The 24,760-nt window shown below is 62.6% G+C and carries 22 protein-coding genes and 3 pseudogenes; 9 read left to right on the top strand and 16 right to left on the bottom strand.

Going from position 1 to position 24,760, the window contains the following annotated elements:
* Nucleotides 1-20: 20 nt before the first annotated feature.
* From ACNJYB_RS26425 to tnpA, 4 genes are read right to left on the bottom strand one after another with little or no spacing between them, the layout of a single operon-like run.
* A complete protein-coding gene (locus ACNJYB_RS26425; RefSeq protein WP_439369411.1) occupies nucleotides 21-644 on the bottom strand; it encodes a UPF0149 family protein in 624 nt (207 codons plus the stop codon).
* Entirely contained in the window at nucleotides 641-2,200 is a 1,560-nt protein-coding gene (gene tnpC / locus ACNJYB_RS26420; RefSeq protein ID WP_439375492.1) for an IS66 family transposase, read from the bottom strand. The genes ACNJYB_RS26425 and tnpC overlap by 4 nt, the downstream gene beginning before the upstream one ends.
* Nucleotides 2,201-2,250: 50 nt before the next feature.
* A complete protein-coding gene (tnpB, locus tag ACNJYB_RS26415; protein ID WP_027577378.1) occupies nucleotides 2,251-2,604 on the bottom strand; it encodes an IS66 family insertion sequence element accessory protein TnpB in 354 nt (117 codons plus the stop codon).
* Nucleotides 2,601-3,062 (bottom strand): IS66-like element accessory protein TnpA, encoded by a 462-nt coding sequence (gene tnpA, locus ACNJYB_RS26410; protein ID WP_439369410.1) that lies wholly within the window; start codon nucleotides 3,060-3,062, stop codon nucleotides 2,601-2,603. The genes tnpB and tnpA overlap by 4 nt, the downstream gene beginning before the upstream one ends.
* Nucleotides 3,063-3,134: 72 nt before the next feature.
* Here tnpA and ACNJYB_RS26405 point away from each other — a divergent pair.
* From ACNJYB_RS26405 to ACNJYB_RS26395, 3 pseudogenes are all read left to right on the top strand, one after another.
* Nucleotides 3,135-3,881, top strand: a pseudogene (locus ACNJYB_RS26405) (tyrosine-type recombinase/integrase); the annotation flags it as partial.
* A gap of 113 nt (nucleotides 3,882-3,994) precedes the next feature.
* Nucleotides 3,995-4,138, top strand: a pseudogene (locus ACNJYB_RS26400) (transposase domain-containing protein); the annotation flags it as partial.
* Nucleotides 4,139-4,201: 63 nt separating this feature from the next.
* Nucleotides 4,202-4,639: pseudogene (locus ACNJYB_RS26395) on the top strand (ATP-binding protein); the annotation flags it as partial.
* A 1,226-nt stretch (nucleotides 4,640-5,865) separates the two neighbouring features.
* On the opposite strand, the gene ACNJYB_RS26390 reads toward ACNJYB_RS26395, so the two are convergent.
* Nucleotides 5,866-6,222 carry a hypothetical protein gene (locus ACNJYB_RS26390; protein WP_439369409.1) on the bottom strand — a complete coding sequence of 119 codons (357 nt, stop codon included), beginning with the start codon at nucleotides 6,220-6,222 and terminating at the stop codon, nucleotides 5,866-5,868.
* A 1,056-nt stretch (nucleotides 6,223-7,278) separates the two neighbouring features.
* Between ACNJYB_RS26390 and ACNJYB_RS26385 the strand changes: the two genes are divergently transcribed.
* Nucleotides 7,279-7,887, top strand: a complete 609-nt coding sequence (locus ACNJYB_RS26385; protein ID WP_439369408.1) for an IS3 family transposase — start codon at nucleotides 7,279-7,281, stop codon at nucleotides 7,885-7,887.
* A 376-nt stretch (nucleotides 7,888-8,263) separates the two neighbouring features.
* Here the strand turns inward: ACNJYB_RS26385 and ACNJYB_RS26380 are convergent, their stop codons facing one another.
* Complete coding sequence (locus ACNJYB_RS26380; protein ID WP_439369407.1) at nucleotides 8,264-8,425, bottom strand: hypothetical protein; 162 nt, start codon at nucleotides 8,423-8,425, stop codon at nucleotides 8,264-8,266.
* A gap of 640 nt (nucleotides 8,426-9,065) precedes the next feature.
* Here ACNJYB_RS26380 and ACNJYB_RS26375 point away from each other — a divergent pair.
* The 3 genes from ACNJYB_RS26375 (at nucleotide 9,066) to ACNJYB_RS26365 (ending at nucleotide 11,214) form a co-directional block, all read left to right on the top strand.
* Nucleotides 9,066-9,251, top strand: a complete 186-nt coding sequence (locus ACNJYB_RS26375; protein WP_439369405.1) for a hypothetical protein — start codon at nucleotides 9,066-9,068, stop codon at nucleotides 9,249-9,251.
* Between the two features lie 28 nt (nucleotides 9,252-9,279).
* A complete protein-coding gene (locus ACNJYB_RS26370) occupies nucleotides 9,280-9,459 on the top strand; it encodes a hypothetical protein (protein WP_439369403.1) in 180 nt (59 codons plus the stop codon).
* Between the two features lie 153 nt (nucleotides 9,460-9,612).
* Nucleotides 9,613-11,214 carry a right-handed parallel beta-helix repeat-containing protein gene (locus ACNJYB_RS26365; protein WP_439369402.1) on the top strand — a complete coding sequence of 534 codons (1,602 nt, stop codon included), beginning with the start codon at nucleotides 9,613-9,615 and terminating at the stop codon, nucleotides 11,212-11,214.
* 623 nt (nucleotides 11,215-11,837) lie between these two features.
* Here ACNJYB_RS26365 and ACNJYB_RS26360 read toward each other — a convergent pair.
* The 3 genes from ACNJYB_RS26360 to ACNJYB_RS26350 are packed head-to-tail and all read right to left on the bottom strand — an operon-like array spanning nucleotide 11,838 to nucleotide 14,396.
* Nucleotides 11,838-12,398, bottom strand: coding sequence for a hypothetical protein (locus tag ACNJYB_RS26360; protein ID WP_439369401.1), 561 nt, complete (start codon nucleotides 12,396-12,398; stop codon nucleotides 11,838-11,840).
* Complete coding sequence (locus tag ACNJYB_RS26355; RefSeq protein WP_439369400.1) at nucleotides 12,395-13,552, bottom strand: ERF family protein; 1,158 nt, start codon at nucleotides 13,550-13,552, stop codon at nucleotides 12,395-12,397. Before ACNJYB_RS26355 ends, ACNJYB_RS26360 begins: the two co-directional genes overlap by 4 nt.
* Complete coding sequence (locus ACNJYB_RS26350) at nucleotides 13,536-14,396, bottom strand: YqaJ viral recombinase family protein (RefSeq protein ID WP_439369399.1); 861 nt, start codon at nucleotides 14,394-14,396, stop codon at nucleotides 13,536-13,538. Before ACNJYB_RS26350 ends, ACNJYB_RS26355 begins: the two co-directional genes overlap by 17 nt.
* A 240-nt stretch (nucleotides 14,397-14,636) precedes the next feature.
* Here ACNJYB_RS26350 and ACNJYB_RS26345 point away from each other — a divergent pair, with 240 nt between their 5' ends.
* Complete coding sequence (locus ACNJYB_RS26345) at nucleotides 14,637-15,026, top strand: hypothetical protein (RefSeq protein WP_439369398.1); 390 nt, start codon at nucleotides 14,637-14,639, stop codon at nucleotides 15,024-15,026.
* 62 nt (nucleotides 15,027-15,088) lie between these two features.
* Here ACNJYB_RS26345 and terL read toward each other — a convergent pair whose 3' ends face one another.
* From terL to ACNJYB_RS26320, 5 genes are all read right to left on the bottom strand, one after another.
* The gene (terL, locus tag ACNJYB_RS26340) at nucleotides 15,089-16,528 is read right to left on the bottom strand and encodes a phage terminase large subunit (RefSeq protein ID WP_439369396.1); all 1,440 of its coding nucleotides are present in this window, start codon (nucleotides 16,526-16,528) and stop codon (nucleotides 15,089-15,091) included.
* The gene (locus ACNJYB_RS26335; RefSeq protein WP_439369395.1) at nucleotides 16,525-16,923 is read right to left on the bottom strand and encodes a DUF5681 domain-containing protein; all 399 of its coding nucleotides are present in this window, start codon (nucleotides 16,921-16,923) and stop codon (nucleotides 16,525-16,527) included. The genes terL and ACNJYB_RS26335 overlap by 4 nt, the downstream gene beginning before the upstream one ends.
* Nucleotides 16,916-18,247, bottom strand: a complete 1,332-nt coding sequence (locus ACNJYB_RS26330; RefSeq protein WP_439369394.1) for a site-specific DNA-methyltransferase — start codon at nucleotides 18,245-18,247, stop codon at nucleotides 16,916-16,918. Before ACNJYB_RS26330 ends, ACNJYB_RS26335 begins: the two co-directional genes overlap by 8 nt.
* A gap of 59 nt (nucleotides 18,248-18,306) precedes the next feature.
* Nucleotides 18,307-19,230 carry a hypothetical protein gene (locus tag ACNJYB_RS26325; protein WP_439369392.1) on the bottom strand — a complete coding sequence of 308 codons (924 nt, stop codon included), beginning with the start codon at nucleotides 19,228-19,230 and terminating at the stop codon, nucleotides 18,307-18,309.
* A 705-nt stretch (nucleotides 19,231-19,935) separates the two neighbouring features.
* Nucleotides 19,936-21,159: a phenylacetate--CoA ligase family protein gene (locus ACNJYB_RS26320; RefSeq protein ID WP_439369390.1), complete on the bottom strand. Its 1,224-nt coding sequence runs from the start codon at nucleotides 21,157-21,159 to the stop codon at nucleotides 19,936-19,938.
* An 86-nt stretch (nucleotides 21,160-21,245) separates the two neighbouring features.
* Between ACNJYB_RS26320 and ACNJYB_RS26315 the strand changes: the two genes are divergently transcribed.
* Nucleotides 21,246-22,400 carry an AGE family epimerase/isomerase gene (locus ACNJYB_RS26315; RefSeq protein ID WP_439369389.1) on the top strand — a complete coding sequence of 385 codons (1,155 nt, stop codon included), beginning with the start codon at nucleotides 21,246-21,248 and terminating at the stop codon, nucleotides 22,398-22,400.
* 58 nt (nucleotides 22,401-22,458) lie between these two features.
* Here the strand turns inward: ACNJYB_RS26315 and ACNJYB_RS26310 are convergent, their stop codons facing one another.
* Both ACNJYB_RS26310 and ACNJYB_RS26305 read right to left on the bottom strand, forming a co-directional pair.
* Nucleotides 22,459-23,298: an ABC transporter ATP-binding protein gene (locus ACNJYB_RS26310; RefSeq protein WP_439369387.1), complete on the bottom strand. Its 840-nt coding sequence runs from the start codon at nucleotides 23,296-23,298 to the stop codon at nucleotides 22,459-22,461.
* A gap of 160 nt (nucleotides 23,299-23,458) precedes the next feature.
* Entirely contained in the window at nucleotides 23,459-24,742 is a 1,284-nt protein-coding gene (locus tag ACNJYB_RS26305) for an ABC transporter substrate-binding protein (protein ID WP_439369385.1), read from the bottom strand.
* Nucleotides 24,743-24,760 lie beyond the last annotated feature (18 nt).

The following is a 24,760-nucleotide window of genomic DNA, read 5'->3' as shown; positions in this document are numbered from 1 at the left end:
AGCTCCCACGTCCGCTGTGATCAGCGGGCGCGTGCGTAGCGGATCGGCATCCAGTATTGGCGCAGCGCCTCGACGGCCGCTGGAATATCGAGGTGGGCGTTGCGGAGAAAGTCCTCGGTCTCGCGGCCGCTTCGCGGCGGTCCGAGCAGCGGACGGCCCTGATCGTCGCGACAGTGCAGCAGGACGGGTAGCAGCAGGCCGTGATTGACGTTGCTGGTGTCCAGCAACGGCGCCCACGCCGACAGCCTGAGCCGCATCGCGACATAGAAGCCCTGGCACCAGGGACGCGCATCGATATCGCCATTGACTTCACGCCGGTGCATCGGCGCGAACTGGCGAGGCGTGGTCGAAAGGGTCTGGCTGATCTCGTTATGACGCAGCGCAACGGCGGAGATCGCCGCGAACTCCGGAGTGCCGCCGTGGTTGAAAGCATCGGCATCGATGGCGAGCAGCGGGCAGATCCAGTCGAGTGGGCTCATCGACACTGGTCCAGCCACGATCGCGGCGACGTAGCCGTCGAGCATGGGAAGACTGGTGGCGGCAGGATGCTGATCGACGCGAGCTTGGAGCCATCTCTCGAGTTCCGCAAGCGGCATCGCGGCGGCGGCCATCGACGACGATGTTTTATGGCGACGTGGGCTCATGCGGCAGCTTGTGCGACGCGCTCGCGTGCCGCCTTCCAATTCCAGGCAAGCAGCTCGTGCAGCTGATGGCTCTTGGTTCGCCCTGAAACGATGCGTTCCAGCACGTCGTTCAGATAGGCCTGCGGATCGAGCTCATGGAGTTTTGCCGTGTTCACGAGCGACGCCAGGATTGCCCAGCTCTCAGCACCGCCGTCGCTACCGCTGAACAATGAGTTGCGTCTCCCCATGGCAATCGGGCGCATGGAACGCTCGACCGTATTGCTGTCGACCTCGACGCGGCCGTCGCGGAGAAACAGCGTCAACCCGTCCCAGTGATTGAGCGTGTAGTTGATCGCCTCCGTCAGCTTCGACTGCGAGAAGAGCTGGTCGACCATGGCGGTCAGTCGCGCCTTGAGCGCTGCCATCAACGGTGCGCTCCTGGTGCGGCGGGCGGCCAGCCGCTGCTCGGCGCTGCTGCCGCGGATCTCCGCCTCGATAGCATAGACCGCCTGCAGGCGTTCGATCACCTCGTGCGCGAATGGCGACTGCATCATCTTGTAGATCTCGACGAATTTGCGTCGGGCATGGGCGAGACAAAAAGCAAGCTGGATCGCGCCACCATGGCCGCGGGCGAGCGCCTTGTAGGCGGCATAACCATCCACCTGCAGAATGCCGGAAAAATCCGTCAATTGTCCGGCGATCTCCTCGGTGCCGCGGCCGTCGGCGAACACGTAGGCGACCGCCGGCGGCGAAGGGCCACCCCATGGCCGGTCATCCATGGCATGCGCCCAGAACTGGCAGATGCGGGTGCGATGTCGTCCGGGATCGAGCACGGGCATCGGGGTCTCGTCGCAGAACACGCGCGGCGAGGCCTGAATTGTGCGCAGCTGGAGCTCATAGAGGCTCTTGAGCCACCAGGCTGCACGCTTCACCCAGCCGGCAAGCGTCGCCCGGTCGAGATTGACGCCCTGGCCGGCCAGAATCTGCACCTGCCGATACAGCGGCAAATACCAGGCGAACTTCGAGACCACCACGTGAGTCACGAGCGCGGTCGAGGCCATGCCGCTCTCGATCAGGCGCGGCAACGCCTTCACCTGGACCACGCCATCGGTGCAGCTGCGGCAGCCGTATTTGGGACGGATCGTGCGCAGCACCCGCAAGATCGCCGGGATGATGTCGAGCACCTCGCTGACGTCCTCACCGATCTTGTGGAGCTGACCCTGGCAGCACAGGCAGGCCGTCGCCTCCGGCTCCAGCACCTGCTCGCAGCGCGGCAGGTGCTTTGGGAGTGCGCCGATGTTGCGGCGCGCCTTCTTGCGCACCTTGCCGGGCGGCTTCGCCGCAGGCACATCGTCGTTGGCCTGCACAGGCAACGTGGCATCGGTCTCGAGATCGCCCAGCTCAAGCGCGAGTTGCTCGTCCACGAGCACCGCAAGTCGCTCTGAGCGCTTCCCGAAGATCATCTCCTTGAGCGTCTGCATCGCCACACGCAGCTTCTCGTTCTCGGCGTCAAGCGCGAGCACCATCTCGGTCAGAGCTGACGGATCGGTCGGCAGAGCGTCGGGGCGAATCGCCATGATCGAACGATACATGCGCACGCTACACGCTCCAGCGAAATCCTCACCTCTCAGCCGACAACGGCCGGCTGCTTCACAGGCTTGGGTGAGACACGCGTCCACTCAAGCCCGTCGAGCAGCATCGCGAGCTGCGTCGCACTTAGATGCACCACACCGTCGCGGATCGGTGGCCAGGTGAAACGCCCCTGGTGCAACCACTTCGTCACCAGCACCATGCCGCTGCCGTCCCACGCCAGGAGCTTCACTCTGTCCATGCGTTTGCTGCGGAACACGAAGACGTCGCCACAATACGGGTTCGCACGCAGCGCTTCGCTCACCAGCGCCGACAGCGTGTGCACCGACTTGCGAAAGTCGACCGGCTGCGCCGCCAGCACCACCTTGAGGTCGGAGCGTAGTGCAATCACCGGATGCCCCGAAGCGCCGACAGCACCGTCGAAAGTGTCGCCAGCTCCACGCCCGGCTCAACCCGGATGCGAACCCCACTCAGCTCGATCTCGATCACCCCGCAGGCCTTCGCCGGCGGCGCGGCGATCTCGAAAGGCCTCGTCTGTGATGGCGAACTGCGCTCGGACTCGCCGGCCGTCTCGCCGTCGCTCTCGGCACCAATTTGGATCGGCACGAAGCTCGGCGCCTTGCCGGCCACCGCCGCCGCAACCTGGCGTCGCCACACCGTGAGCAGCCCGCGGGAAACGCCATTGCGCCGCGCCACCTCGGAGATGTTCGCACCCTCCTCAAAGCTCTCCGCCGCGATCCGCGCCTTCTCCTCGCCCGTCCATCGTCGCCGCCGGCGCTCCCCGGTGATCACCTCGACGCGACGATAGGAATCGCCTTCCTGCCTGGCATCAAGCATGGCATTTGCCATCGTTCCACCTCCACCGAACCGCTCATGCCAGGCTGTATCGCGCGCAAGCCGAGGGATGGCTAGGTGGGGGCGTCACGCCGGTTACGTCTGACCGCCATCCGATCATTCTTCAGGTTCGTGTCCTTCGAGGAACCGGCACACAGTGCGCTGATCCAGCGCGTGCTCGCCATACCGAGCAAACGCCATGACAAGCGACAGGTGCACTTCCTGACGCGCCCCGAGATCGAGGCGGTTCTCGCCGCGCCCAATCGAACGACGTGGCTTCACACCTTGCTGCTGGTCGCGGCCCAGACGGGCTTGCGCCTCTCAGAGCTGACTGGCCTTGACCGGGATGCCGTCCACCTCGGGTCCGGTGCACACGTACGATGCGTCGGTAAAGGGCGGAAGGAGCGGACCACTCCGCTGACCACACTCGCTCGGTGTGCGCTCCAGGCATGGCTCAAGGAGCCGTTGCGGAAAGGAGCAACAGCGTTGTTCCCGAACGTGCACGGGGGCCGGCTCAGTGCCGATAGCGTCCAGTCCCTGCTGGGAAAGCATGTTCGTGTCGCTCACAAGAGTTGCCCGTCTTTGAAGGCCAAGAGCGTGTCGCCGCACGTGCTGAGAAACAGCGCTGCGATGGAACTGCTGCAAGCCGGCGTCGACTGCTCCGTGATCGCGCTGTGGCTCGGTCATGAATCGGTCGAGACGACGCAGACGTACCTGCATGCCCACCTCGCCCTCAAGGAAGCTGCCTTGGCGAAGCTCAAGCCGTATGAGCGCGGCAGGCGAACCCGCTTCCAGCCGAACGACCGCCTGCTCGCCTTCCTCGAGGCGCTCTGAATGACCAGACTATGCCGAATGGAATGGGGCTGCCCTGCACGCGATCGACGGTGCCAGCGTGACAAGGGCGTGCCATACCAAATCCGTTCGGCATAGTTCGGCGGGCGGCATAAACTGCCAAGCTCAACGACATCGATCCACAGGCATGGCTCGCCGACGTGCTCGCGCGTATCAACGATCACGCTATCCATAGGCTGGACGAGCTTCTGCCCTGGAACTGGCGAAAGCCCGTGCCGAGCCATATCGAAGCGGCGTGAGCCAAGAGGCCACATGAGAGCGAGCGAGCGGTCTGTCCGCGGCAGATAAATCGGCGGTGACGGTCGCTGGGGCGTGAAGCGATCCTGGCTGGGCATTCCGTGCAGTTCGTCGCAGCCACGACGGTCGTTGCGCAACTTGCCAAAGGACACAGCGAAGACAGGCTTGACGAGCGGCTCGCGCAATTTGCCAAGCCAAAGCTCCTGATCATCGATGAACTCGGCTATCTGCCCTTTGAGCCCAATGCCGCACATCTCTTCTTCCAGCTCGTCAGCCGCCGTTACGAGAGAGGCGGGATCCTGCTCACCAGCAACCGCAGCGTCGGCGAGTGGGGCGCAGTCTTCGGTGACCCTGTGGTCGCCACCGCGATCCTTGATCGCCTGTTACACCACAGTCGCGTGATCACAATCCGCGGCGACAGCTACCGCTTGAAGGAAAAGCGTCGTAGCGGGCTTTTGCAGAAGGCCGCCGGGCCAGAAGCTAAATCGGAGAAAAAGCCGTGAAGCAAGCCGCTCGCTCGCTACGGCGCTATGGGGGCGCGCTCCGCGAGCGGCTTGCTCCACATCCGCCAAATCAACAAGGGGGTCACTTCTTCATGTCGCTACGGGGTTAAATCCGGACGTCGCTTGACAATCCGTGCATTATCGGGGTTGAGTGATTCTATGCGGAAGGCGAGCGCAAGTGCCATTCGTCATCGCGTTAGGTGCATCAGGAAAGCCTCGCAGGCATTCTCGGCGTCGGCGAAGGTGTTGAAGGGCGAACCGCCCACCTTGATCGCGCTCTTGTTCTGGCAGAGGGGACGCCAACTTGCGATGTAGCCGGAGCGGCCGTGAAAGCCGGGCCAGTGGGGGCCTCATGGCTGATCACAAACGAGAAGCCGCCGCTGCTCGCGCTCCATACTTCCAGATCCTTCACTGGACTGATGATGCGGCTAAACTGCATGATGCCATCCCACGGAAGCCCAGCCCATTGCAATAGGACATTGCTTTCGCTGATTCGGAAATGCAGCCTTCCAGTTTTCCCCTGCGCGGGACAGGTACGCCGAAGCCCCGGGAGGGGGTGAATTCGTTAGCAAATCAGTGTAGCGTGTCCGTAGGCTTGGAAACCCGGACCAGAGCTCCGCACATCCATGGGCAGGATGACACCGATTGGCGTCGGTGATGACGGCTGAATCACGTGGCGCCGTGGCGATCCGCGTGGACGGACGCAGATGGCGCTGCGGAGCCGAAGGGCCTCCTTTTAAGCCAGGGTCGGGCGCCATAGCGCGAACGGCAGCGGCTAGGGGGACATCGCCGGCGGCTGAAAGGGAGTGGCTGACCCGTCGGCTGAGGCGGTGCCGTCATGTCGAGATTCGGGAAAATAAGTGAGTCCCGCCGGACGCTTGAGGTGGTGCCCGCAAGGCCCTCGGTTGAGGCAATAAAGGGCCTCGGCGCTGCCTTGCGTCAGCCGCATCGGGCTTTCAAGGTGGAGGTCACCCGGAACAACCGAAGACCTCCCTCTCTCACGCAATCTCGGCTGAGAAGAAAGCTCGAAGACCGGCGTCGCAACCGCGGGCCTTTTTGCTTCACCGAGCGGAATGACCTTCGCGAGCGCAAATGGCGAAAAAACTTTCGAATGTGATTTTAGCACTCGTTGCTGGGCCGTAAGGCCTGCTGTCCACGGGTGGCGGTCAAATCACCTGCAGCTATTCCAACAGCCTGCGTATTTCGCGTCCGCCTGCAAAAGAGGCTTAGCCGAATGAAGTTCCCCCCTCCGGCGCGGCGTCGTCGTGCGGGTTCGGCTGGAAGCCGGTTGTGGTCTTGATGCCATGTCGATAAGCAAGGATCTTTGTAAGGTGGTTCATCCGGCTAGTAGCTCTGAAATCGAACACGTTCATGTCCAAGTTGCCATAGGGGCTTAGATAGAATGCGCGCTCGGAGGGGGTGAGGTTGTGCTGCACGGCCGCGTCCCACTGCTCGAAGTTCTTTTCGTTGGAAGCAAGCTCCGCATCATCTCGCAGTTGCTTCCAGAGCATGTACAAAATCGGATAGTTGAAAGCATGCGCACGATCGGCTGGCGTCTTCTCGAAAATCTCGTCGTAGGTCATCGCGTTTCAGCCTGCTTGTTTTGACGAACTCATCATCACCCATGGAAGGTACGGTGAGCAAGTTGTTCACCACGCCCGCCGTGAGCCCGTGTTCGTCGTGGATGTGCAAAAGCGCGAGGCATCGGTCCCGCGCTCTTCGCTGAGCATCGGTCACCGGGTGGTCACCGCCCGCGGTGACCGGGCGGCCCGTCGGCTCACCCTGGCGGGCCTAGTACTCGGGTTGATCACGTGGAGCAAAAATGAATACACCGAATGTTCTATTCGTACCCGCCAGTCACAACTCGCGCGGCATGCGGCATAATCGCACCTAGGTTGCTTTTCTTTGCGAAACCTGTGAACAGGGTACACTCTGAAGGTTTAGAATTTGGGCTTTACAGTCATGCGCCACGTTTCGAGGCGGCGACACCCTGAGAAACCCAAGCCCTTCACGGGGGTCGACACTACGGAAACATGTCCGTTGAGTGTAGTGACGATGCCGGCGCGAAGAAATTCGCGGCCAAGCTCCGCCGGAAAGGTTACCGGCTGGCGTCTCGAACAGCGGATGGCGTATCGGCTTCCTGGCAAATCGATCTCGAGGATCTGGACGAGTGGCTGAGCCGGGAAACCATCCAGTTGATGGAGGTGGGCTGGCGCTCCAGCAGGGCACGGCGCTCTATTGGGTCCGCGGGGCGTCGGTTCACGCTAGCGACCACTCTTCCAGCCCATGCCCGCTAACGTGCATTCTGTTCCCGGTAAGCCATTAACTCAAGTAAGAAATTTGCGCTTAAGATCCTGCACCAAGTGTTGCGGCTTGGCTACATCAACCGTTGGACGAAGGGAATATCATTGGCATGCTGGCGATTTCCAAGTGAGGATGGCATGGTTGAAAATATCGCAGTGAGCCGCGCGGCGAGGGCACGCGGCTCGAATCCCGCAATCAGGTCTTGGTGCGTATCGTTGGCATGGATGGCGCTTTTGGCGTTCCTTGCCTACGACATCGCTAAGCTTCCCTGGTGACGCGCGAGCGATGCTGGCTAACTCGACGGCGCCCTGGCTCACGCCGACGGCGTGTTTGTTATGCTGAGCGTAGCCACCACCACCGCCGCCAATAAAACTCAGCCGACGATATCGATCGTAGTCATGGCTCTGGCCCTCCAGATCGTAGATGTAGTGGTTCGGCCCCGAGAAAGGTTCAAACTCTTCGTGCCATCGAAGATGAGCGTCCCGGACCGCAGGGCGAAGCTCGACCGCGCGCATGGCGTGCTGTCGATCCGCCACCAGTGCCGGCTGCTCGGGCTGTCGTGCTCGGGCGTTTACCGGACGCCGCAGCCGGCCAATGACGACGATCTGACGCTGATGCGCCAGATCGACGAACTGTTCACCGCGCGGCCGTTTCTGGGCTTGCGGCGGATGGCGTGGCTGCTGAGCGAGGATGGCGTCCCGATCAACCGTAAGCGCGTGCAGCGGCTGGTGCGCAAGATGGGGATCGAGGCAGTTCCCGCATTATCAAATGTCCACCTGCAAGCGAGAGGTACAGGGTGGTCCGGTCCTGGTGCCAACGTGCGCGCGACCTCGAACGGCGGGGGCTTGTCGCTCGCGAAATCCGGCCCCACCCGCGCGCCGCGGGTGCCTGCGGCGGAGGAAGCGCGCTCGATCTCAGACGGGCGAACATCGTCGGACCAGTGAGCGCCACTCAGAGCGAGGTGATGATCGCACAGGCATAGGCCAGTACGCCTTGCAAGGCCGTCTCCCGCAACGTGATCTTGAGCGGGCGACCATCCGCGTTGGTGGACGTGCGGTGGCGAACGGATCGATCATAGTGGCAACCCAGGTGCCCACAATTTGTCGATCTGTCGGTGATCTGCCACCGAAGGGCACATGGCCCTGTGGCTGAGCGCACCAGTGCGGGAGAGTCCGCGCCTCGTGCGTTAGCAGTGGGTGGCTTCAGCCATACCGCATCGACCGTCACTGCCGTCACAGTGCTCCGACACCACGGGGCGCTGTTTGCGTCTCAGCGAGGCGAGAACTCGTACCTCTCCAATCGCTCAATGGCTGCCTGGCCTTAGTGCTGGCCCAGCCAGACCAGCGCCAAAAGCAGCGTGCCGCAAAGCGCCGCAAGCCCGAAAACCAGACGCTTCATCGCGTGTGAATTCGAGTGCGCGGGCAAGGTTCCTGATGAGCCGACGATCGGGAAACTGGCGCCGCGGGCTTGGCTGACGGCCATGCCTCAAAAATCTTGTGTGATCCGCCTATCCGAAAGGTCGGATCGCTCACGTTGGGCCCAATGTTACGGGCGCTGTCGGTGCGGCTGATTGCGATCGCCAATGACGCAGCTTTCGAGAAGATCGCTGCGCGCATGCCGGTGCGCAATGAGCATCAAGTTCGGCACTTGAAATCACGCTCTCGAACCATGGAGAAGGAAGCATGAAAGTCATCCGCCATCCCGATCCGCCGCGGATGAAATCCCGGCCCGCTATGAAGTTTGACGAGGAGAAACCGGCGCCGCCGGCGCCTTCGAAGGCGCCACTGACGGAAAGATCAATCCAAAACAAATGGTCTACTAGCCCATGGCGATCACCTTCACGCTTGCGCTCGACCTTACGGGCATGTTCATTCGCTCGCACCGACGGCGCATCGGCACAAGGTCGCTAAGCTGCTCGACCAGGCCAAACAAGCTTTCACCAGCGGTGTGGCGATGCACGGGGACCTAACGGTCACCGCCAAATGTCGCAAACCAGGTCCTCGGTTCTTGGGAATTCGTGGACGATGAGGCCTGAGACAGAACAGCGAATGCTGCGCCTTGTTTTGTTCGGCGGCCCCACGCTCGGCCCATTGCGCTCGATGCGATGATGGAGCGCTTGATCTTGATCAGGCGCGTGCTCGGCGTCAGTTCGCTCGCGAGCAACGACCTGAGTAAGACGATGACCGACAATCTTCCCGCACCTGTCGCAGACAAGCCAACGAAGCCGAAGCGCATCAGCAAGCGCATCAAAGCACTCGTGTCGGGGCGATGCCAAGACCATCACCGCCGCGCGCGCCGGCGCGGTTAAAACCGAGCTCTTGGAAAGTCCCAACGAGATGGTTCGGGATCGCGCAAGTTCGTATGTTCTCGGCCTGGCCGGCATCTCGCTTCAGACCGCGCGCGCCGCGCTGCCGTCGGCCTCATCGCCCGGCGTGGTCATTCAGATCGTGACGCGCGACCCGACGCCGCCCGTGATCGACATAACAACGCCCGTCGCGCAGGTCATCACGCCTTAGAGAGCTTAGCGATGGTCGCGATCGACGTAAGGCGAACAATCCCCATGAACGGCCGGATTCGGATTGTCTCTTATTGCGAGTTGTATCGACTTGTAGCACTGAGCATAAGGAAGCCATAAAGGCGGTTTTGGGTGGTTCGCGGCTGAACTGAGTTTGAACCGTGCCACTATGCTCAGGCTACTTTCACTCATTTTCTACCTCATTTTGTGTTCCTTCGCTCTCGCACAGGCGGACCTGTCGGCGTTGGGCTCCCCGCCGTCCAGATCCAACCAAAGCGAGACCATCACGGCGAAGGCCTATGGTGCGACCTGCGATGGTCTGGCGGACGACACTAAGGCGCTGAGCGCCTGGATTGCAGCGATCAACGGAAGCATGGCTGCTTCTGTAGTCGCCGAACTGGGGGCTGGAAATTGCCAGATTGGGTCATCCACCCTTCCGAGCGGACTGATCATCACGCGGGATAATGTGACGATCGAGGGCCTCGGCGGAACGATTACCGTGACCGGCGCCTCGCCGATGAAGGAGGTGTTTCAGTCCGCCGACCATTCGCGCATTCACTACAAGAACATCAGCTTCGTCGGCAACTCCGTCGGCAACGTCTACGCATACGGCGGTGCGATTGCCTTTACGAATACAACCGTAGATATTCAGGATCTTTTGGTGGAAGATTGCTCGTTCAAAAATTTCAAAGGCGACTACTGGATCTATGTCCAGACCCTAAGCCCTTTCACCGCGTCGATTCAGAACGTCAAGGTGAACCGAAACGTTTTTCTCTCGCAGAACGGCAACGCTCGCGGCCCCACTAAAATTGGGATCAACTCCAGTTTCGTTCTGGTCTACGGCGTCGGCCACGATGGCAGCAACAATCCAACGCCGAATTCCTTCGTGAAGTCCGTGCAAATCACCAACAATCACATGCGCGCCGACTACATCAAGACCGGCGTGCAGGCGTTTCACAATGTCCAGGACGTGGTGATCTCCGGCAATCAAATCTACAACAACGGCCAGCTTGGCGGCATCTTCAACGATGTTGGCTCATACGCCATCATGACGTATGAGAACGAGAGTCCGAGCACCACGCTATACAGCGCGCACGCTATCATCGAAAACAACTACATCTTTAATGCCCGCGACAACTGCATCTACATGGCCGGGCAGTGGACCAACTCTCTAGTCAAGGGCAACATTTGCGAACATCAAACCTCGATCGCGACTGCGACGCTACCGAAAGGAGGCATTAGCCTCAACGGTACCGTCGGAACAACCGTTACAGGCAATCGGCTGTCTAATATCGCCGCGGATGGCATCACTTTGATAGCGCCATCGACTATGGACAGTGAATGGGTGATCGCGAACAACTATGTGAGCGCAAGGCTGGGTGGAATCAGGCTGCTAAACTCCGGTAACAATGCAGGCAAGATCACCGTTGCGAACAATACGGTCGCCAACATAGCGGGCGCCGTTGGCATCCTAGTCCGTGTGTTTCGTAGAGCCACCTATGCCTATCTAAAGATCGACAGTAACAACATCCAAAAAGGAAGCTACGGCATCTTATTCTTATCGGACTCGGCTTCGCGGAAGCTGTCGAACGTCTCGGTCTCACACAATTTGGTGGATTCGCCAACTCGCCACGGTATCGACATCAGTCAACTCGCTTCTAGGAGCACCGTCCAGCTTGCCGATAATTTGGTTCGCAGGGTGCCAAGCAGTGCCAGATCGCCCAGGACAATATCTGCACGCTCCAGATATTTTTGAACTGCTGAAAACAATGCCGAGTCTGCGTCCCAAAAAGGTGAGCGCCGGCCCAAGAGAAAGGCCTTTCCCTGGGTTATTGCAGTCATCGCTCTAATCGCATTCATTGCCTCGTTTTCAGAGTTGCAACGGATGCGTCGCCAAAAAGCACGCAATCGCGGATCGGCAGCTCTGAAGCGCGTGCAGGTGCGGCTACAATGGCTTGATGTCGTGCGTTGTCAGCCAAAGCCTGCGGGCCACTTCCAACGGCTCGATGGCTAGCCGCGAGACCACCACGCGACTTCGTTGCTTGCTCGATGCAGCTCTCGGTGATGGGCACGGCAGAGCGGCACGGTGAATTCGTCGCTCACCTTGAGGCGGAAGGCCTTTGGGCTGCGCGAACCGCGATTGGTGCGGATCGGACGGGGTACGGCCGCAAACGAGGCAGGGCTGCTTGGCGACGAAGCGCAGGTGTTCGCGATCGCGGCGTCGCTGCAGCTTTCCAACGCGCATGCGACCCCAGCCGGTTGCGCCATCGTTGTCCGCAGATTCCGGGCCTTGGCGTGGACGGTTCGGAGGCTTGCAGCCGCGTGAGCCGATCCTCGAGCGCGTATTTCGTCTTCTTTGTCGTGTCATCAGCTCATCCTTCATCGCGTCGGTCGTCCGAGGCGCTGATTCCGAATCTCGCGGAGCAGCAACATGCGTTTCGTTTGAGCGGCATTGAGCAGCCCCTCGAACAGGACCAGGATTTCGCGCGCCTGCACGTACACTTCCGTGTTGATGGCGTTTGCGTCGAAGCCGTAGGCTGCAAGCCGGGCGTCGATCTCGCTGGCAGCGATCGGATCGATCCGCCAACTTAAGGCATTTTGCAGGGTGTGATAGGCGGCCTCCTCTTCGAAGTCGGGCGCAATCCCGACCAGGTCGATGCGCCGGAGCGCCGCCTCAATCGCCTGTTGGCGATAGGTTTCGAGCAGCTTGTGCCGTAACATGCGGTAGCGCTGGATTTCCCAGGACAGTTCGGTGACGTCAATCGCAAGCAGCCACTCGATGGCGGATCGCGGCACAAGGTCTGCAAAGATCGCCTGCCGCAGGGCCTGGTAGTGCTCAGGCTGTTCGCCTGGCAATAGTAGCGGCGGGGGTGCCAGGACTTCAAGCTCGACCGGCAAGGCGGCGGCGGTGAGCTGCGCCGGTTGACAGGGACCGTTCATCGGGAGGCCTCCGGTCCAAGCTGTGCGGATGCGGTGCCGCTGATCGCCGCGGTGGTCGCCACGTGGACAGAACTCGCTGCCCACAAGTCTTGCGCCACCGGCAACGGTGCGATCTGGAGGTTCGCCCACCAGGCGCGTTCGTTGCTGTGCCGGTGTAGTTCTTCGTGATGGGCGCGGCACAAGGGGACAGTAAACTCATCGCTGACCTTGCGGCCGAGCGCCCGGGGCTGAGCGAATTTCAGATGGTGGGCATCGCACGGGGTTTGCTGGCACACGAGGCAGGGTTGCTCGCGGACAAATAACAGGTGCGCCTTGCTGCGCTTGCGGGGCGGTTCCTTGGGAAGGGCGAGCCCTGTCTCGGATGGGGCGGGCAGCGATGGCTGCAGCGCGGCTTCGGTATCCGAACCGGACGCCAAGGGCGGCGCTGGCGAGGGCCCCGGTTCCGTTGCTGCCGCATGGTCAGTGGGACGCCCGGCGTCGTCAAGCTTGACCTGATAGGCGGCTTCGACGACCCGGGCGTCGGCTTCCTGCAGGACGTTCTTGCGGGGCAGGCTGGTCTTGGCCCAGGCGAGCAGGTCGTTGCTGGCGGTTAGGGGGGCGAGCTGGCTCAAGAGCTGCTCGCGGAGCTCGGCGGATTGCGGCAGCCCCAGCACAGGTGCGCGGTTGGCCATGGCCGGCTTGAGTTTGGCGCTCAGGGGCGCTTGCGGCTCCGTGCCCGGCGGGCCAACGGTATCAGGCGGGTCGAGATCATCCTCGCCGGCAATCCCAACCAGCGCGAACAGGGCATAGCGGCGGGCATAGGTGAGCGCCGCGCCCATCCGGTGCGGCGCCTCGACGTCCCTGACGGCGCAGACCGGCCAGTCCGAGGAAATCCACTCGCCGGAGGAATGGGCAAGCAGGGTGGTGAGATGGATGGTGCCGGTGTTTTCCTCGACCCTCGTGGTCTGGATGATGGCGATCTCCTGTTGGCTCAGAGTTTTGCGCACGATCTCAAGTCCCGAGGCCAGCGAGGCGTAGCGAAAAGTCCGGTCGTCATCGCGTAGGAATGGCGAGCGGATCTGAGCGGTGAGGGTCTTTTCCGGGTTGGTCAGTTGGCCTTGCGCTTTGGCCAGCGCCACTGCGATCGCGCCGATATGCTCACTGGCCTGGTGCATGGACGCGCTCCATCTCAACCGGATCAAAGCTGACGGCGCCGGCCTTGGAGCGCTTGGCGCGAACGCCGTGGCCAAACGCTTCCTTGGCATCCTCCGGCATGAGCTTCTTGAGCTCGGCCTTGGCGAGTTCGTGCTCGCCATGCGCGTCCCGGGTGCGCAGATAGGTCGCCGCGCATTCGGCCCACAGATTGGAGGCGGTCATGTCGATGACCTTGACGGCGGCAAGCCGCGGGCGTGGCGGCTCGATGTTGAACAGGAGCGGCGGCTCGCCGCTCTGCACGCAGCGCCAGAACTTCTTTTCCGCCGTCAGCAACAGGTGCTGGTAGAGCGGATCGGCATGCACGGTGATCTCGACCCATTTGCCGCCACCGGTGATGATCGAGAGCACGGCCGAACGGGCGGCGACCACCCACATGTTGTGCTGCAGCTGCGCCATATGCTTCTCGGCCGCAGCCTCTTCGGTGAAGGCCCAGGGCAGCATGAACTTGGCCTCGAACACCGCACCGGTTTCAGCCACAATGCCGTCGAGCGTTGCCGCCATCCAGCTGTGGACGGGATGCCGCACCCGCTTCTGAATGTCGGCGATCGCCTGTCCGGTGCAGCGCTGGTACCAGCTGCGGTTGAGCTCTTCGGTGACGGTGCCGAGCTGAACGATCAGGTTCTGCGCGAAATCTTGCGGCGCGATCTCGCCGCGCTTTTCCCGCCACAAGCGAATGAGTTCGTCCTGGTCATCGCCCATGATAATGCGGGCATCCGAGCCGCCGACAAAGGCGCGCCGGTCGCTGGGATTGAACGTGATGATGCGATGTGGCACCTCGGCGTCTTGGACTGAGATCGTGGCCATCGGTATCTCCTTAGCTCGACGCGGCCTGCCGCCGCACCAGCAAAGGCCCCGCACCTGCGGGGTGAGATACCGGGGCCATCGGTTGCGCCCGGTCTATTCAGTAACGCTCCTTTTGCCGCAGAATGCCAGTCCTTTTGCAGCAAGTTTGTTGCTCTTTTTGGCTAGAAAAATCTTGAAGTTCCAAGATCTTGGAGCGAGTTTTTGGGGTGTCGCTACGAGCGACGGCCAAGGACTTCGGACATGGCGTCACATCGACAAATCGAAGCCAATCGCAGCAATGCGAAGCGCAGCACCGGGCCAAAAACGGTGCGCGGCAAGGCCAAGTCTAGCCACAACGCCTTGCGCCATGGACTCGCCAGCACCTGCAAACAGGACGACCCAGCGTTCGCGCCGCTGATGGTCGCAATTGGCTCGGGCCTCGGGCGCGAGATCGGATCGCATACCGCAGCCGCCGTTGCGCAGGCCAAGTGCGAGCTCTGGCGCGTGCGACGGATCCGCCAAGCGATGTTGGCCGATCTGTCGGATTGCCTCGTCGCAGCAAAGGTGAAGCGACTTAAGGGCCTTGAGCGCTACGAGCGGGCCGCTCTGGCGAAACAGAAGCGCGCGCTTCGGTCGTCAGGGCAAGGCTGAATTCGCGACGCGCTATTGGCTTTGTTTTGGAGAAACTCGCCCGCTCGAACTGGGACCGCCGGCTATGGAAACCCATAATCGTAGTCCCCTCGGCCGACCGAAATGATGTTGAGTCCGGTCTCGTCGAACATGGCACGGCTGCTCGCCCATTTCAGAAATTGCGACGTGCTGTCGACCTGATCGTCGTGTTTGCCCTGCGGAAACGCGAGCAACTCCAGCAAATAGGCATCGAGCCATGGTGCATTTGCCGGCAGGTGAACCTGCCCGGCTTCGATCCGGAAGGATTGCGCAGCCATTCGATCGACCTTGCTGCCTAGCGGCTTGATGCCAATCGGGCGCGGCATGCCGTTCGGCGTATCGTGTTGCAGATCCTGCAACATCATCATGCCGGGGCCGGCGTCCTCGATCAAAATCGCTTCCGCCTGGTATTTTGCTGCCAGCGCTGTCACGGAGCGCCGCAGATCGGGATATTGTTGGCGTCCGCGATAGAGATCAACCAGGTAGAAGTCGTTTTTCTTGATCCACCAGGTGGTGCAGACCGACCAGTCGTTGGCGCTGCCGGTCATCATGGCGGTATCCCAGCTCTGGACGACAGCGTCGGCTGCACCGCCGCTCGGCAGCTGATCATAGAAGCGAAACCATTCCCGCTTGATCAGGTTTCCCTCGGTTGGAATGGGCCGTTGCTGGTATTGCGCCGAGAACTGCAGGCTGCCGATCTCGGTCTTGATCCGGTCGAGCACTGCCCTCTCTTCGCGTGCGGCATGCAGCACATCGCCGACGTGTCGCCGAACGGATCGATTGGCCCCGACCGGAATTTCAGCATCTTCGACCGCGATGGCGGGAAGATCGAGATGGTGCCACTCGCCCGTTTGCAGCAGATGACCTGCCAGATCGTCCTCATGCAGACGTTGCATGACGACAATGATCTGGCCTGTCGCTTTATCGTTGAGCCGAGAGACGAGCGTGCCGCCATACCAATCGATCACACGCTTGCGCGCCGGCTCCGACATCGCGTCCTCCGCTTTCAGCGGATCGTCGACGATGATCAGGTCGGCGCCACGCCCGGTCAGCGTCCCGCCCACGGACGTGGCGTATCGGCTCCCTCCGGCCGTGGTCACCAGCTCCGACCCCGTGTCCTTTGCCACGCGCACGGCAGGAAACAAATTTTGGTACCAAGCGGAATCGATCACCATTCGGAACTGCCGATGCAACTCGGCGGCAAGATCGTTGGAATAGCTGACCACGATGACGCGGCGGGTGGGATCGTGGCCCAGCAGCCAGGCCGGGTAGGCGACCGAGATGGACAGCGATTTCAGGGAACGCGGCGGCTGGTTGATGTGGAGGCGGCCGCCTCCACCTGATCCCAGACGCAGCAGCTGATAGACGACTGCGTCGATGTGCCAGTTGTGCAGATAGGTGGAGCCTGGGAACACCGTGTAGAAGGCCTTTTGGATGAAGAAGCGCAGCTCGCGTCGGATCAGCGCGGCGACAACGTCTTTCATGAGCCACCACCTTCCTCGCCGTTGGCTTCGGCCAGAAGCTGTGCGCGAAATGCATCAAGGATTGCCTCATCGTCGGCAGACGGGCCCTTCGTGGTCTGCTCCGCGGCGTCGGCGCTCACCGCCATCGCATAGGAGAGCAAACGATCGAGTGCCTTGACGTCGCCCTTGAGCGCCTTTTCCCGCAAGCGAAGCAGCGCGGCTTCTTGCGTGGTGACACGTCGTGACTTCCCCCCGTCGCTCAGCGTGACGGGTGCCTGAAGCGTTCTTTTCAGGTCCGTGGCGAAGTTCAGACTTCCTTTCGGACGACCACGGGGGTTGCCGGACTGCCCTTTTTTGAACCGGCTATGAAGTGGAGGTTTGCCATAGCCAATGCCGGGGTCCGATTTCTTAGCCACCGGCGCGCTCCGGGTTAGCGGTGCGGGTCTGGCCGAACGGCTCGCCGGTCTCGGCGTGAATCGCCACCTTGCCGGTCAGATGCTGCCAGCGGCGGATCGTGACATCGGCGTAGGCGGGATCGATTTCGATCAGCCGCGCCCGGCGGCGGGTCCGCTCCGCTGCGATGAGCGTGGTGCCGGCGCCGCCAAACGGGTCGAGCACGATGTCATGCTCGTTGGTGCAATCGCGGATCGCGTCGGCCACGAGTCCGACCGGCTTGACGGTCGGATGCAGCTCGAGCTTGGATTTCGGCGACCGCGCCCAAGAGTTTTGGTAGTCCCACACGTTGCAGCGGTTGCGGCCATGCCGGCCGAGCTGAACATTGTTGAGGTGGGGCGCACGGCCCTTCTTGAAGATGAAAACGAGCTCATGTTTGGACCGGTAGAAGCTCCCCATGCCCGGGCGCGGTTTGTTCCAAACGCACAAATTGAGTTGTTCGTCATAGATGGGGCCGGTGGCGTTGAGCAGGTGACCCATACCGCGCCAGTCCATGCATATGTAGTGTAGCGAGCCCTCGACTGCGTGGTCGCAGACCCGCGTGCAGACTTCGGCCAAGAACGCCTCGAACTCGACGCTCGACATTTCGCCCGATGCCATCGCAAAGTCGGCGTGCTTGATTTTGCCGAGGCCCGACGCGTGGCCAGGGATCGGGACGTTGTAGGGTGGATCGGCAAAAATCATGCGCGCCTGCGCACCTTCCATCAGCCGTCCATAGCTCGCCGCCTGCCGCGCATCGGCGCAGGCGAGACGATGCTCCCCCAAGTTCCAGAGATCGCCCGGCCAGGTGACCAAGGCCCCTGCCTCAGGTGAAGGCACCTCGTCTTCCAAATCCTCTGAATCCGAAATCGCAACGTCGAGTTCACCGGTCGAAAACCCGGTCAGTTGCAGGTCGAGGTGGGGGTCGAGGGTCAGAAGCTCGGTCAATTCAAGGCGTAAGGCCTGGACATCCCAACTGGCTTCTTCGGCCAGCCGGTTGAGTGTAAGCTTCAGAGTCCGTAGCTGCACCTGGCTGAGATCGACAATGGTCAACGCAGGCACTTGATCCAGACCGAGCAGCTGGGCTGCCAGCACCAGTGCCCAGCCAGCTACGACCTGGCGCAGGGTGTCAACGACAACGGGAAGAACGAAACCGAACTCCCGCAAGCTCGCCGCTATTTTCTCGATCTGGCTCTTGGGATGCCGGCGGGTCTCGCGCCCGAGCGGCTTTAGTTCCTTGATAGGTACCAAGGTCGGCGTGAGGTCATGCCGAAGCGTATACCCATTCGTCGGCGGATTGTTGCGCACCTGCTGTCTCCCTCAATGGACGATGTCCAATTGAAGGGGCAGGGCGGGCCAGCCGGCTATTAGGAAGACGTTACGCCCGACAATTGCCGGCGGCGACGGTTTCTTGATGCGACGGCTTGCGCGATGAATTGGCTGACCGCCGTCGCGAAAAGGCCAGAATCGCACGTCCCTAAGAATTTGACCACAAAGTGACCTGCAGGTGTTTGTGGCTCGCCGTCATAGCGGGTTCCGACGTAGGGATTGTGGGTGAATTCGCCGCCATAATATTCCCACAGCTTGGCGAGCCACACGACGGCCTGGACCATGATCCGCTTGGGCACCGGGCCGCCGCACCTCTTGCTAGTCTTGAGGGCGGCGCCGAGCGCGACATCCAGTCGTTGCGCGATCCGAACGACATCGGCCCAACTGCGCACCGCGTAGTCGCCGGTTTGTGGCAGCGCGTCGGAGGCTTTGCCCTGCGACACGACGTCGGCCCATTTTAAACCGTCCGCCAGATCGACCGCTGCCGCCGCGAAGGCGACCAGATGCGCGTCAAGCCCGCTGCTGCATTCGGCTTGATGCCGGGCGCAGCGCGCGAAGTGATAGAGCGCCGTGGGCATCGCGCAGAAGACGTTGAGCGGCCCGTCGGGTGCCATTGACGCTTGTTCGACCTGCCAATCCGGCAGCGATCCCAGGACTGCCACGCGCTCCAGGAAATCGCGCACAAGCTGCTGCAGCGCGGCCAACCCGGCGTGCACCTCGCGTCGGCTAGGTTGCTGCGCCATTTGCAGGCTATCTTGCCGTACGACCTCGCGGATGCGGTCGAGCCAGGCTCGGCACTCGGCGTCGCGGCCGGCTAACGGCGGCAGATGCGCCCTGAGTTCGGCGAATTGCGCGTCACTCAGCAGACGGCTCGGCGGCGCGCGATCCTCCTGACGCAGCTCGGAATTTGCGGCGAGCGCTGCGCACTTGTGCGGATCGCATTGTCCGTCGAGCCGCACCATTCCAATCCGTCCCCATTGTGGGTACGCGCGCATCAATGTAGCTCCCCCCGGCAATGCTTGCCCATCAACCTTAGCGGATCCGTGGACCTAGGCTAGGAGTCTGGAGCACCGGGCTACTACGGACCACGGATCGGATAAGCGTCCGTTTGATAAGAACCGACGACCATGTTGGTCGCCAGTCCAGGATGCGAACTCGTCGGGGCGGCCGCGGGATGCCGTTCCACGTGCGGGGTCGCCCCAGCCTCGATCGGCCAATATCGATCACGGCCGGTTTACCTCAGGCGCTAATCAATCGTGAATTGCCCTTCCAGATGACGGCAGAAATACTGATCAAGCTACGGGTTTGTTGATCACAGGCTGTATTGGCGTCGTGGCAGTGGGCGCTACATTCGCAGTCGTCATCTATTTCGATGCTCGAGCGGAGCGCAGAACGCAACGATGAGGCACCTATCGGGCGCCGCCTCATTCCGCTGTTGCGGCACAGAACGGATCATAGGAGCAGTGTGCGAGACATGGACGACTATAGCTTCCGTGTTCGGTGCGCAGATATTCCCTGGTCGCTGCCGAAATTTCCCTGATCCGGGCTTGACGCTTCGCGGCCCGGATCCCCTATTTTAAAGGCACTTTTTGGCAATGTTTCACTCGATGGCCTGGCTCGTGCGTGTGTTTTCCCTGCAGAATTCCCTGTAAGCAGGGATACGAGGGCTAGCGCTCGTCCGCGATCACCTTGCCGTCGTTCGGCAACGCGCCGTGGCCGACCAGCTCGATCGCGCCGCCGAGCTTCGTCACCGCCCGTAAGGTGCCCGCAATCTCCTCGCGCAAAGCCTCGCTTGCTGCCGCAGTTTCCGCTTTCAGCGTCATCACGTCGGTTTCGCCCTGGCGCGTGACGACGAGGCGCAGGCGGCCGAGCGCGGGATGGCGCTTGCCGATCTCGGCGACCTGCTCGGGACGGACGAACATGCCCTTGACCTTGGTGGTCTGGTCGGCGCGGCCCATCCAGCCCCTGATGCGCATGTTGGTGCGACCGCAGGGGCTGGTGCCCGGCAGCGCGGAGGTGAGGTCGCCGAGCGCAAGCCGGATCCAGGGATGGTGCGGGTCGAGCGAGGTGACGACGATCTCGCCGACGTCGCCCGGGGCCACGGGATCGCCGGTGCCGGGCTTGACGATCTCCATGATCAGGTCCTCGTTCACGACCATGCCTTCACGCGCCTCGGTCTCGAAGGCGATGAGGCCGAGATCGGCGGTGCCGAAGGCCTGGTAGGCGTCGATGCCGCGCGCCTTGATCTCGGCCTGGAGCGAGGGCGGGAAGGCCGCGCCCGAGACAAGCGCGCGCTTGATCGAGGAGACGTCGCGGCCCGCGGTTGCGGCCGCGTCGAGCAGGATCTTCAAAAAGTCCGGCGTGCCGCTGTAGCCGACGGGACGATAGGCTTCGATCAACTCGAATTGCTGCTCGGCATTGCCGGGACCCGCGGGAATCACCGCGCAACCGAGTGCGCGTGCGGACGAGTCGAAAATGAAGCCGCCGGGGGTGAGATGGTAGCTGAAGGTGTTGAGCACGATATCACCGTCCCGGAACCCGGCCGCGAACAGCGCCCGTGCGCCACGCCACGGATCAGCCTGCCGTCCCTCCGGCTCGAAGATCGGCCCCGGGGAGGTGAAAAGCCGTGCGAACGAGCCTGGTGCCGCCGCCACAAAGCCGCCGAAGGGCGCGGCGGCCTTGTGCAGGGCCGGCAGTTCCGACTTGCGCAGCACCGGCAGGCGCGCTAGCGCCGCTCGCGTGGTCACGGCGTCCGGATTCACGCCCTTCAGCCGCTCGGCATAGGCGGGTGCCGTCATCGCGCTGCGCAGCACGCCGGGCAGGCGCGAAAACAAGTCGGCCTCGCGCGAAGCCTGCTCGCGCGTCTCGAGGGCGTCGTAATGGGCGGTCATGGCTGATCTTTCCCGGGTGGCATCCGTTGCACGCCGCCGCTGGCATGGGTATCAGACGGCCATTGTCGGGACGTGGAGGGTGAGAGATGGCGGAGGAAGCGATCAGGGCGGCGGAGGAGACGGCTGGCGTCGTCGCGCGCCTGAAGCGCCGCATGATCGAGGATGCGATGCCGCTGTGGTCGACCCTCGGCTGGGATCATCAAGCGGGCGGCTTCATCGACCGGCTGCATCGGGACGGCACGGCGGATGCCGCCGCGCCGCGGCGGGTGTTCGTGCAGGCGCGCCAGATCTACTGCTACGCCAAGGCGGCACAGATGGGCTGGTATCCGGAAGGTCGCGCCATCGCGCTGAAGGGGCTGGAGCACCTGCTGGCCAAGGCCAAGGCACCCGACGGCAGGCCCGGCTATGTGCACCGGCTGACGCCGGAGGGCGCCGTGCTGGACGGCCGGCGCGATGCCTATGACCACGCGTTCATCCTGTTTGCGCTCGCGACTGTCTACGCGCTCGACAAGGATGCGCAGGTGCGCGCCGAGATCGATACGCTGCTCGCCTTTCTCGACGGCCATCTGCGCTCGCCGCACGGCGGCGTCCACGAAGGCCTGCCGGTCTCGCTGCCGCGTCGGCAGAACCCGCACATGCATCTGTTCGAAGCGCTGATCGCGTGCTTCGACGCGACCCACGACTTGGCGTTCCAGAACCGTGCCGGCGAGTTCTTCGCGCTGTTCCTCGCCAACCTCTACGACAAGGAGAAGCACGTGTTGTCGGAGTATTTCGAGGAGGACTGGTCGAAGATCGAGCCGGTCAGCGTCGAGCCGGGCCATCAGGCGGAATGGGTCTGGCTGCTGAAGGGATTTGAGCGCATCACGGGGTGTCCGACCGGGCAGCGGCGCGCGGAGCTGCTGACGACTGCGCTGCGCTATCGCGACGAGGCGACGGGCTGCCTGATCGACGAGGGCGACGCGAGCGGCAACATCCGCCGCAGCACGCGCCGGCTGTGGCCGCAGACCGAGATCGCCAAAGCGTGGATCGCGCAGGCGGAGTCCGGCGAGGCGGGCGCGGCGGCGGAAGCGCGCGCGTCGCTGGTGCGGCTTGAACGGCATTATCTCAGCCATCCCGTCAAGGGCGGCTGGTACGACCAGTTCGATCGCGACGGCAAATCGCTGGTCGACACCATTCCTGCGTCGTCGTTCTATCATGTTCTCTGTGCAGTCACGGAAGCGGAGCAGGTTTTGGAAGGTTAGAGCTGTCTTGTTTTGACGCGTTTTCTTCACGCGACCGTTCCCACTTCGCTTGAAAACGCTACAGCCAACGCTTGCGCCGCTTGAAGCTCTTGAGGTTCTTAAAGCTCTTGCGCTGGTCGCCGGCGCCGCCGAGGTAGAACTCCTTGACGTCCTCGTTGTCGCGCAGCTCGTCGGCGGTGCCGTCGAGCACGACCTTGCCCTGTTCCATGATGTAGCCGTGGCTCGCCACCGACAGCGCGGCGCGCGCGTTCTGCTCGACCAGGAGGATGGTGACCCCGAGGTCGCGGTTGATCTTCTGGATGATGGAAAACACCTCCTTCACCAGCAGCGGCGACAGGCCCATCGACGGCTCGTCCATCAAGATCATCTTAGGTCGTGCCATCAGCGCGCGGCCGATCGCGAGCATCTGCTGCTCGCCGCCGGAGAGATAGCCGGCAAGGCCGGTGCGTTCCTTCAGGCGCGGGAAATAGTTGAAGACCATGTCGAGATCGGCATCGACCTCGCCGTCCCTGCGGGTGAAGGCGCCGAGCTTGAGGTTCTCCAGCGACGTCATGTCGGCGACGATGCGCCGGCCCTCCATCACCTGGAAGATGCCGCGGCGGACGATCTTGTCGGGATCGATGCCGTTGATGCGCTCGCCTTCGAACAGGATTTCGCCGCGCGTGACCTCGCCGTCCTCGGTCTTGAGCAGCCCGGAGATCGCCTTCAGCGTGGTCGATTTGCCGGCGCCGTTGGCCCCCAGCAGCGCCACGATCGCGCCCTTGGGCACGTCGAGGCTGAGGCCACGCAGCACCAGGATCACGTCGTCATAGACGACCTCGATGTTGCGGACGCCGAGGAGGGGCGGTGCGGGCACGATGCTCGGGGAGGGGCGAACGGCGTCTGCGGTATCGCTCATGCTTTGTTACTCCGCTGTCGTCGCCCGGCTTGACCGGACGACCCAGTATTCCAGAGGCGCCTGAGATTCCCGGAGAAGCCTCGGTGTACTGTATCCCCCGCTCCAGTGCGCATTGCGCGCAAGGCAGGGGATGACAGTGTTCGTGTGGTTAAAGTCGGCCTCACCATCCCAGCAGCTCCGGCTTGCGCGGCAGCTCGACGGTCTTGACCTTCTCGAGCTTGATCGTGCCCTTGGCCATGAGGTCGTTGAGCTCGCCGTCGGTCGCGCCTGACACCTTGGTGCGGTAGAGGTCGACCTTCAGCGTGCCGCGATGGTCCTTGTCGGTCCAGGTCGAGGGATTGCAGACGCCTTCCATGCCTGCCGGCACCCAGTCCTTCTTCTGGTAGAAGCCCTTGGCGACGTTCTCGCCGGTAGCGCCGCCGTTCTTGGCGGCCCAGTCGAGCGCCTCCTTCATGTACAGCGCCGAGCAGACCGCGGCGATGTAGTGCACCGGGCGATAGACCTTGCCGCTCGGGTCGGACATCTTGGAGATCTCCATCACCGTCTTCATGCCGGGCGCATCGCCGCCCCAGCTTACCGCGGTGCGCAAGGGGAAGATCACGCCGTTGGCGGAATCTCCGGCCGTCTTGGCGGCGTTCTCGTCCATGCCCCAGACATTGCCGAGGAACTGGATCTCGACGCCAGCGGTCTTGCACGCCTTCATCACCGAGATGTTGGAGGCCGCGGTGTTGCCGAGATAGGCGTAATTGGCGCCCGACGATTTCAGGCTGAGGCACTGCGCGCTGTAGTCGCCCGGCGTCAGCGCGAACACCAGCGGCGGCAGCACCTCGAAGCCGAGCTCCTGCGCCATCGCTTCACCCGCGGCCTTCGGCGCGTTCGGATAGGGATGGTTGGCGCCCATGTGCACGAACTTCGGCTTGCCGGACTTGCCCTTGGCCTTCCAGTCCTCGGCCGCCCAGATCAGCATCGCGCGCAGCGAGTCCGAATAGCTCGGGCCGTAGAAGAAATTGTAGGGCGCGGGCTTGGCCTTGCCGCTGACACCTTCGGGATCGGTCAGGGCGGCGGCGTAGGAGCCGGAGAGATCCGGGATCTTGTCCTGGGCGAGGAACCCCGTCAGTGCCTCGGTATCGGCGGTGCCCCAGCCCATGATCGCGGCGACCTTGCTGTCCGGCGCCGACCATTTCTTGTACAGCGCGATCGCGCGCGGCACCTGGTAGCCGTAATCGTTGGTGTCGACATTGAGCTGCTTGCCGCCGACGCCCCCGTTCTTGTTGACCCAGGCGAAGGTGTCGGCGACGGCCTGGCCGTAGGGCGTGCCGACGTCGGAGGTGCCGCCGGAATAATCGGCAAGGTGCCCGATCGCGATCTGTGCCTGCGCGCTCGCCGAAAAGGCTGCGACCGCGATCGCGAGCGATGCGGTGCTCAAAAGGGATTTTGCCTTCATGGGTCGGTTCCTCCTGTT

The organism is Bradyrhizobium sp. SMVTL-02, assembly GCF_051853005.1.
In the GTDB taxonomy this organism is placed as follows: Bacteria; Pseudomonadota; Alphaproteobacteria; order Rhizobiales; family Xanthobacteraceae; genus Bradyrhizobium.
The sequence above is the reverse complement of the archived record's forward strand: the minus strand, read 5'-3'. Positions and strand labels throughout refer to the sequence as shown.

What these genes read in the sequence shown, in the direction of transcription:
- ACNJYB_RS26425 (WP_439369411.1), bottom strand. Translation starts at nt 644, where the DNA reads ATGAGCCCACGTCGCCATAAAACATCGTCGTCGATGGCCGCCGCCGCG.
- tnpC (WP_439375492.1), bottom strand. Translation starts at nt 2,200, where the DNA reads ATGGCGATTCGCCCCGACGCTCTGCCGACCGATCCGTCAGCTCTGACC.
- tnpA (WP_439369410.1), bottom strand. Translation starts at nt 3,062, where the DNA reads ATGGCAAATGCCATGCTTGATGCCAGGCAGGAAGGCGATTCCTATCGT.
- ACNJYB_RS26390 (WP_439369409.1), bottom strand. Translation starts at nt 6,222, where the DNA reads ATGACCTACGACGAGATTTTCGAGAAGACGCCAGCCGATCGTGCGCAT.
- ACNJYB_RS26385 (WP_439369408.1), top strand. Translation starts at nt 7,279, where the DNA reads ATGCTGAGCGTAGCCACCACCACCGCCGCCAATAAAACTCAGCCGACG.
- ACNJYB_RS26380 (WP_439369407.1), bottom strand. Translation starts at nt 8,425, where the DNA reads ATGGCCGTCAGCCAAGCCCGCGGCGCCAGTTTCCCGATCGTCGGCTCA.
- ACNJYB_RS26370 (WP_439369403.1), top strand. Translation starts at nt 9,280, where the DNA reads ATGGTTCGGGATCGCGCAAGTTCGTATGTTCTCGGCCTGGCCGGCATC.
- ACNJYB_RS26360 (WP_439369401.1), bottom strand. Translation starts at nt 12,398, where the DNA reads ATGAACGGTCCCTGTCAACCGGCGCAGCTCACCGCCGCCGCCTTGCCG.
- ACNJYB_RS26355 (WP_439369400.1), bottom strand. Translation starts at nt 13,552, where the DNA reads ATGCACCAGGCCAGTGAGCATATCGGCGCGATCGCAGTGGCGCTGGCC.
- ACNJYB_RS26350 (WP_439369399.1), bottom strand. Translation starts at nt 14,396, where the DNA reads ATGGCCACGATCTCAGTCCAAGACGCCGAGGTGCCACATCGCATCATC.
- ACNJYB_RS26345 (WP_439369398.1), top strand. Translation starts at nt 14,637, where the DNA reads ATGGCGTCACATCGACAAATCGAAGCCAATCGCAGCAATGCGAAGCGC.
- terL (WP_439369396.1), bottom strand. Translation starts at nt 16,528, where the DNA reads ATGAAAGACGTTGTCGCCGCGCTGATCCGACGCGAGCTGCGCTTCTTC.
- ACNJYB_RS26325 (WP_439369392.1), bottom strand. Translation starts at nt 19,230, where the DNA reads ATGGTGCGGCTCGACGGACAATGCGATCCGCACAAGTGCGCAGCGCTC.
- ACNJYB_RS26320 (WP_439369390.1), bottom strand. Translation starts at nt 21,159, where the DNA reads ATGACCGCCCATTACGACGCCCTCGAGACGCGCGAGCAGGCTTCGCGC.
- ACNJYB_RS26315 (WP_439369389.1), top strand. Translation starts at nt 21,246, where the DNA reads ATGGCGGAGGAAGCGATCAGGGCGGCGGAGGAGACGGCTGGCGTCGTC.
- ACNJYB_RS26310 (WP_439369387.1), bottom strand. Translation starts at nt 23,298, where the DNA reads ATGAGCGATACCGCAGACGCCGTTCGCCCCTCCCCGAGCATCGTGCCC.
- ACNJYB_RS26305 (WP_439369385.1), bottom strand. Translation starts at nt 24,742, where the DNA reads ATGAAGGCAAAATCCCTTTTGAGCACCGCATCGCTCGCGATCGCGGTC.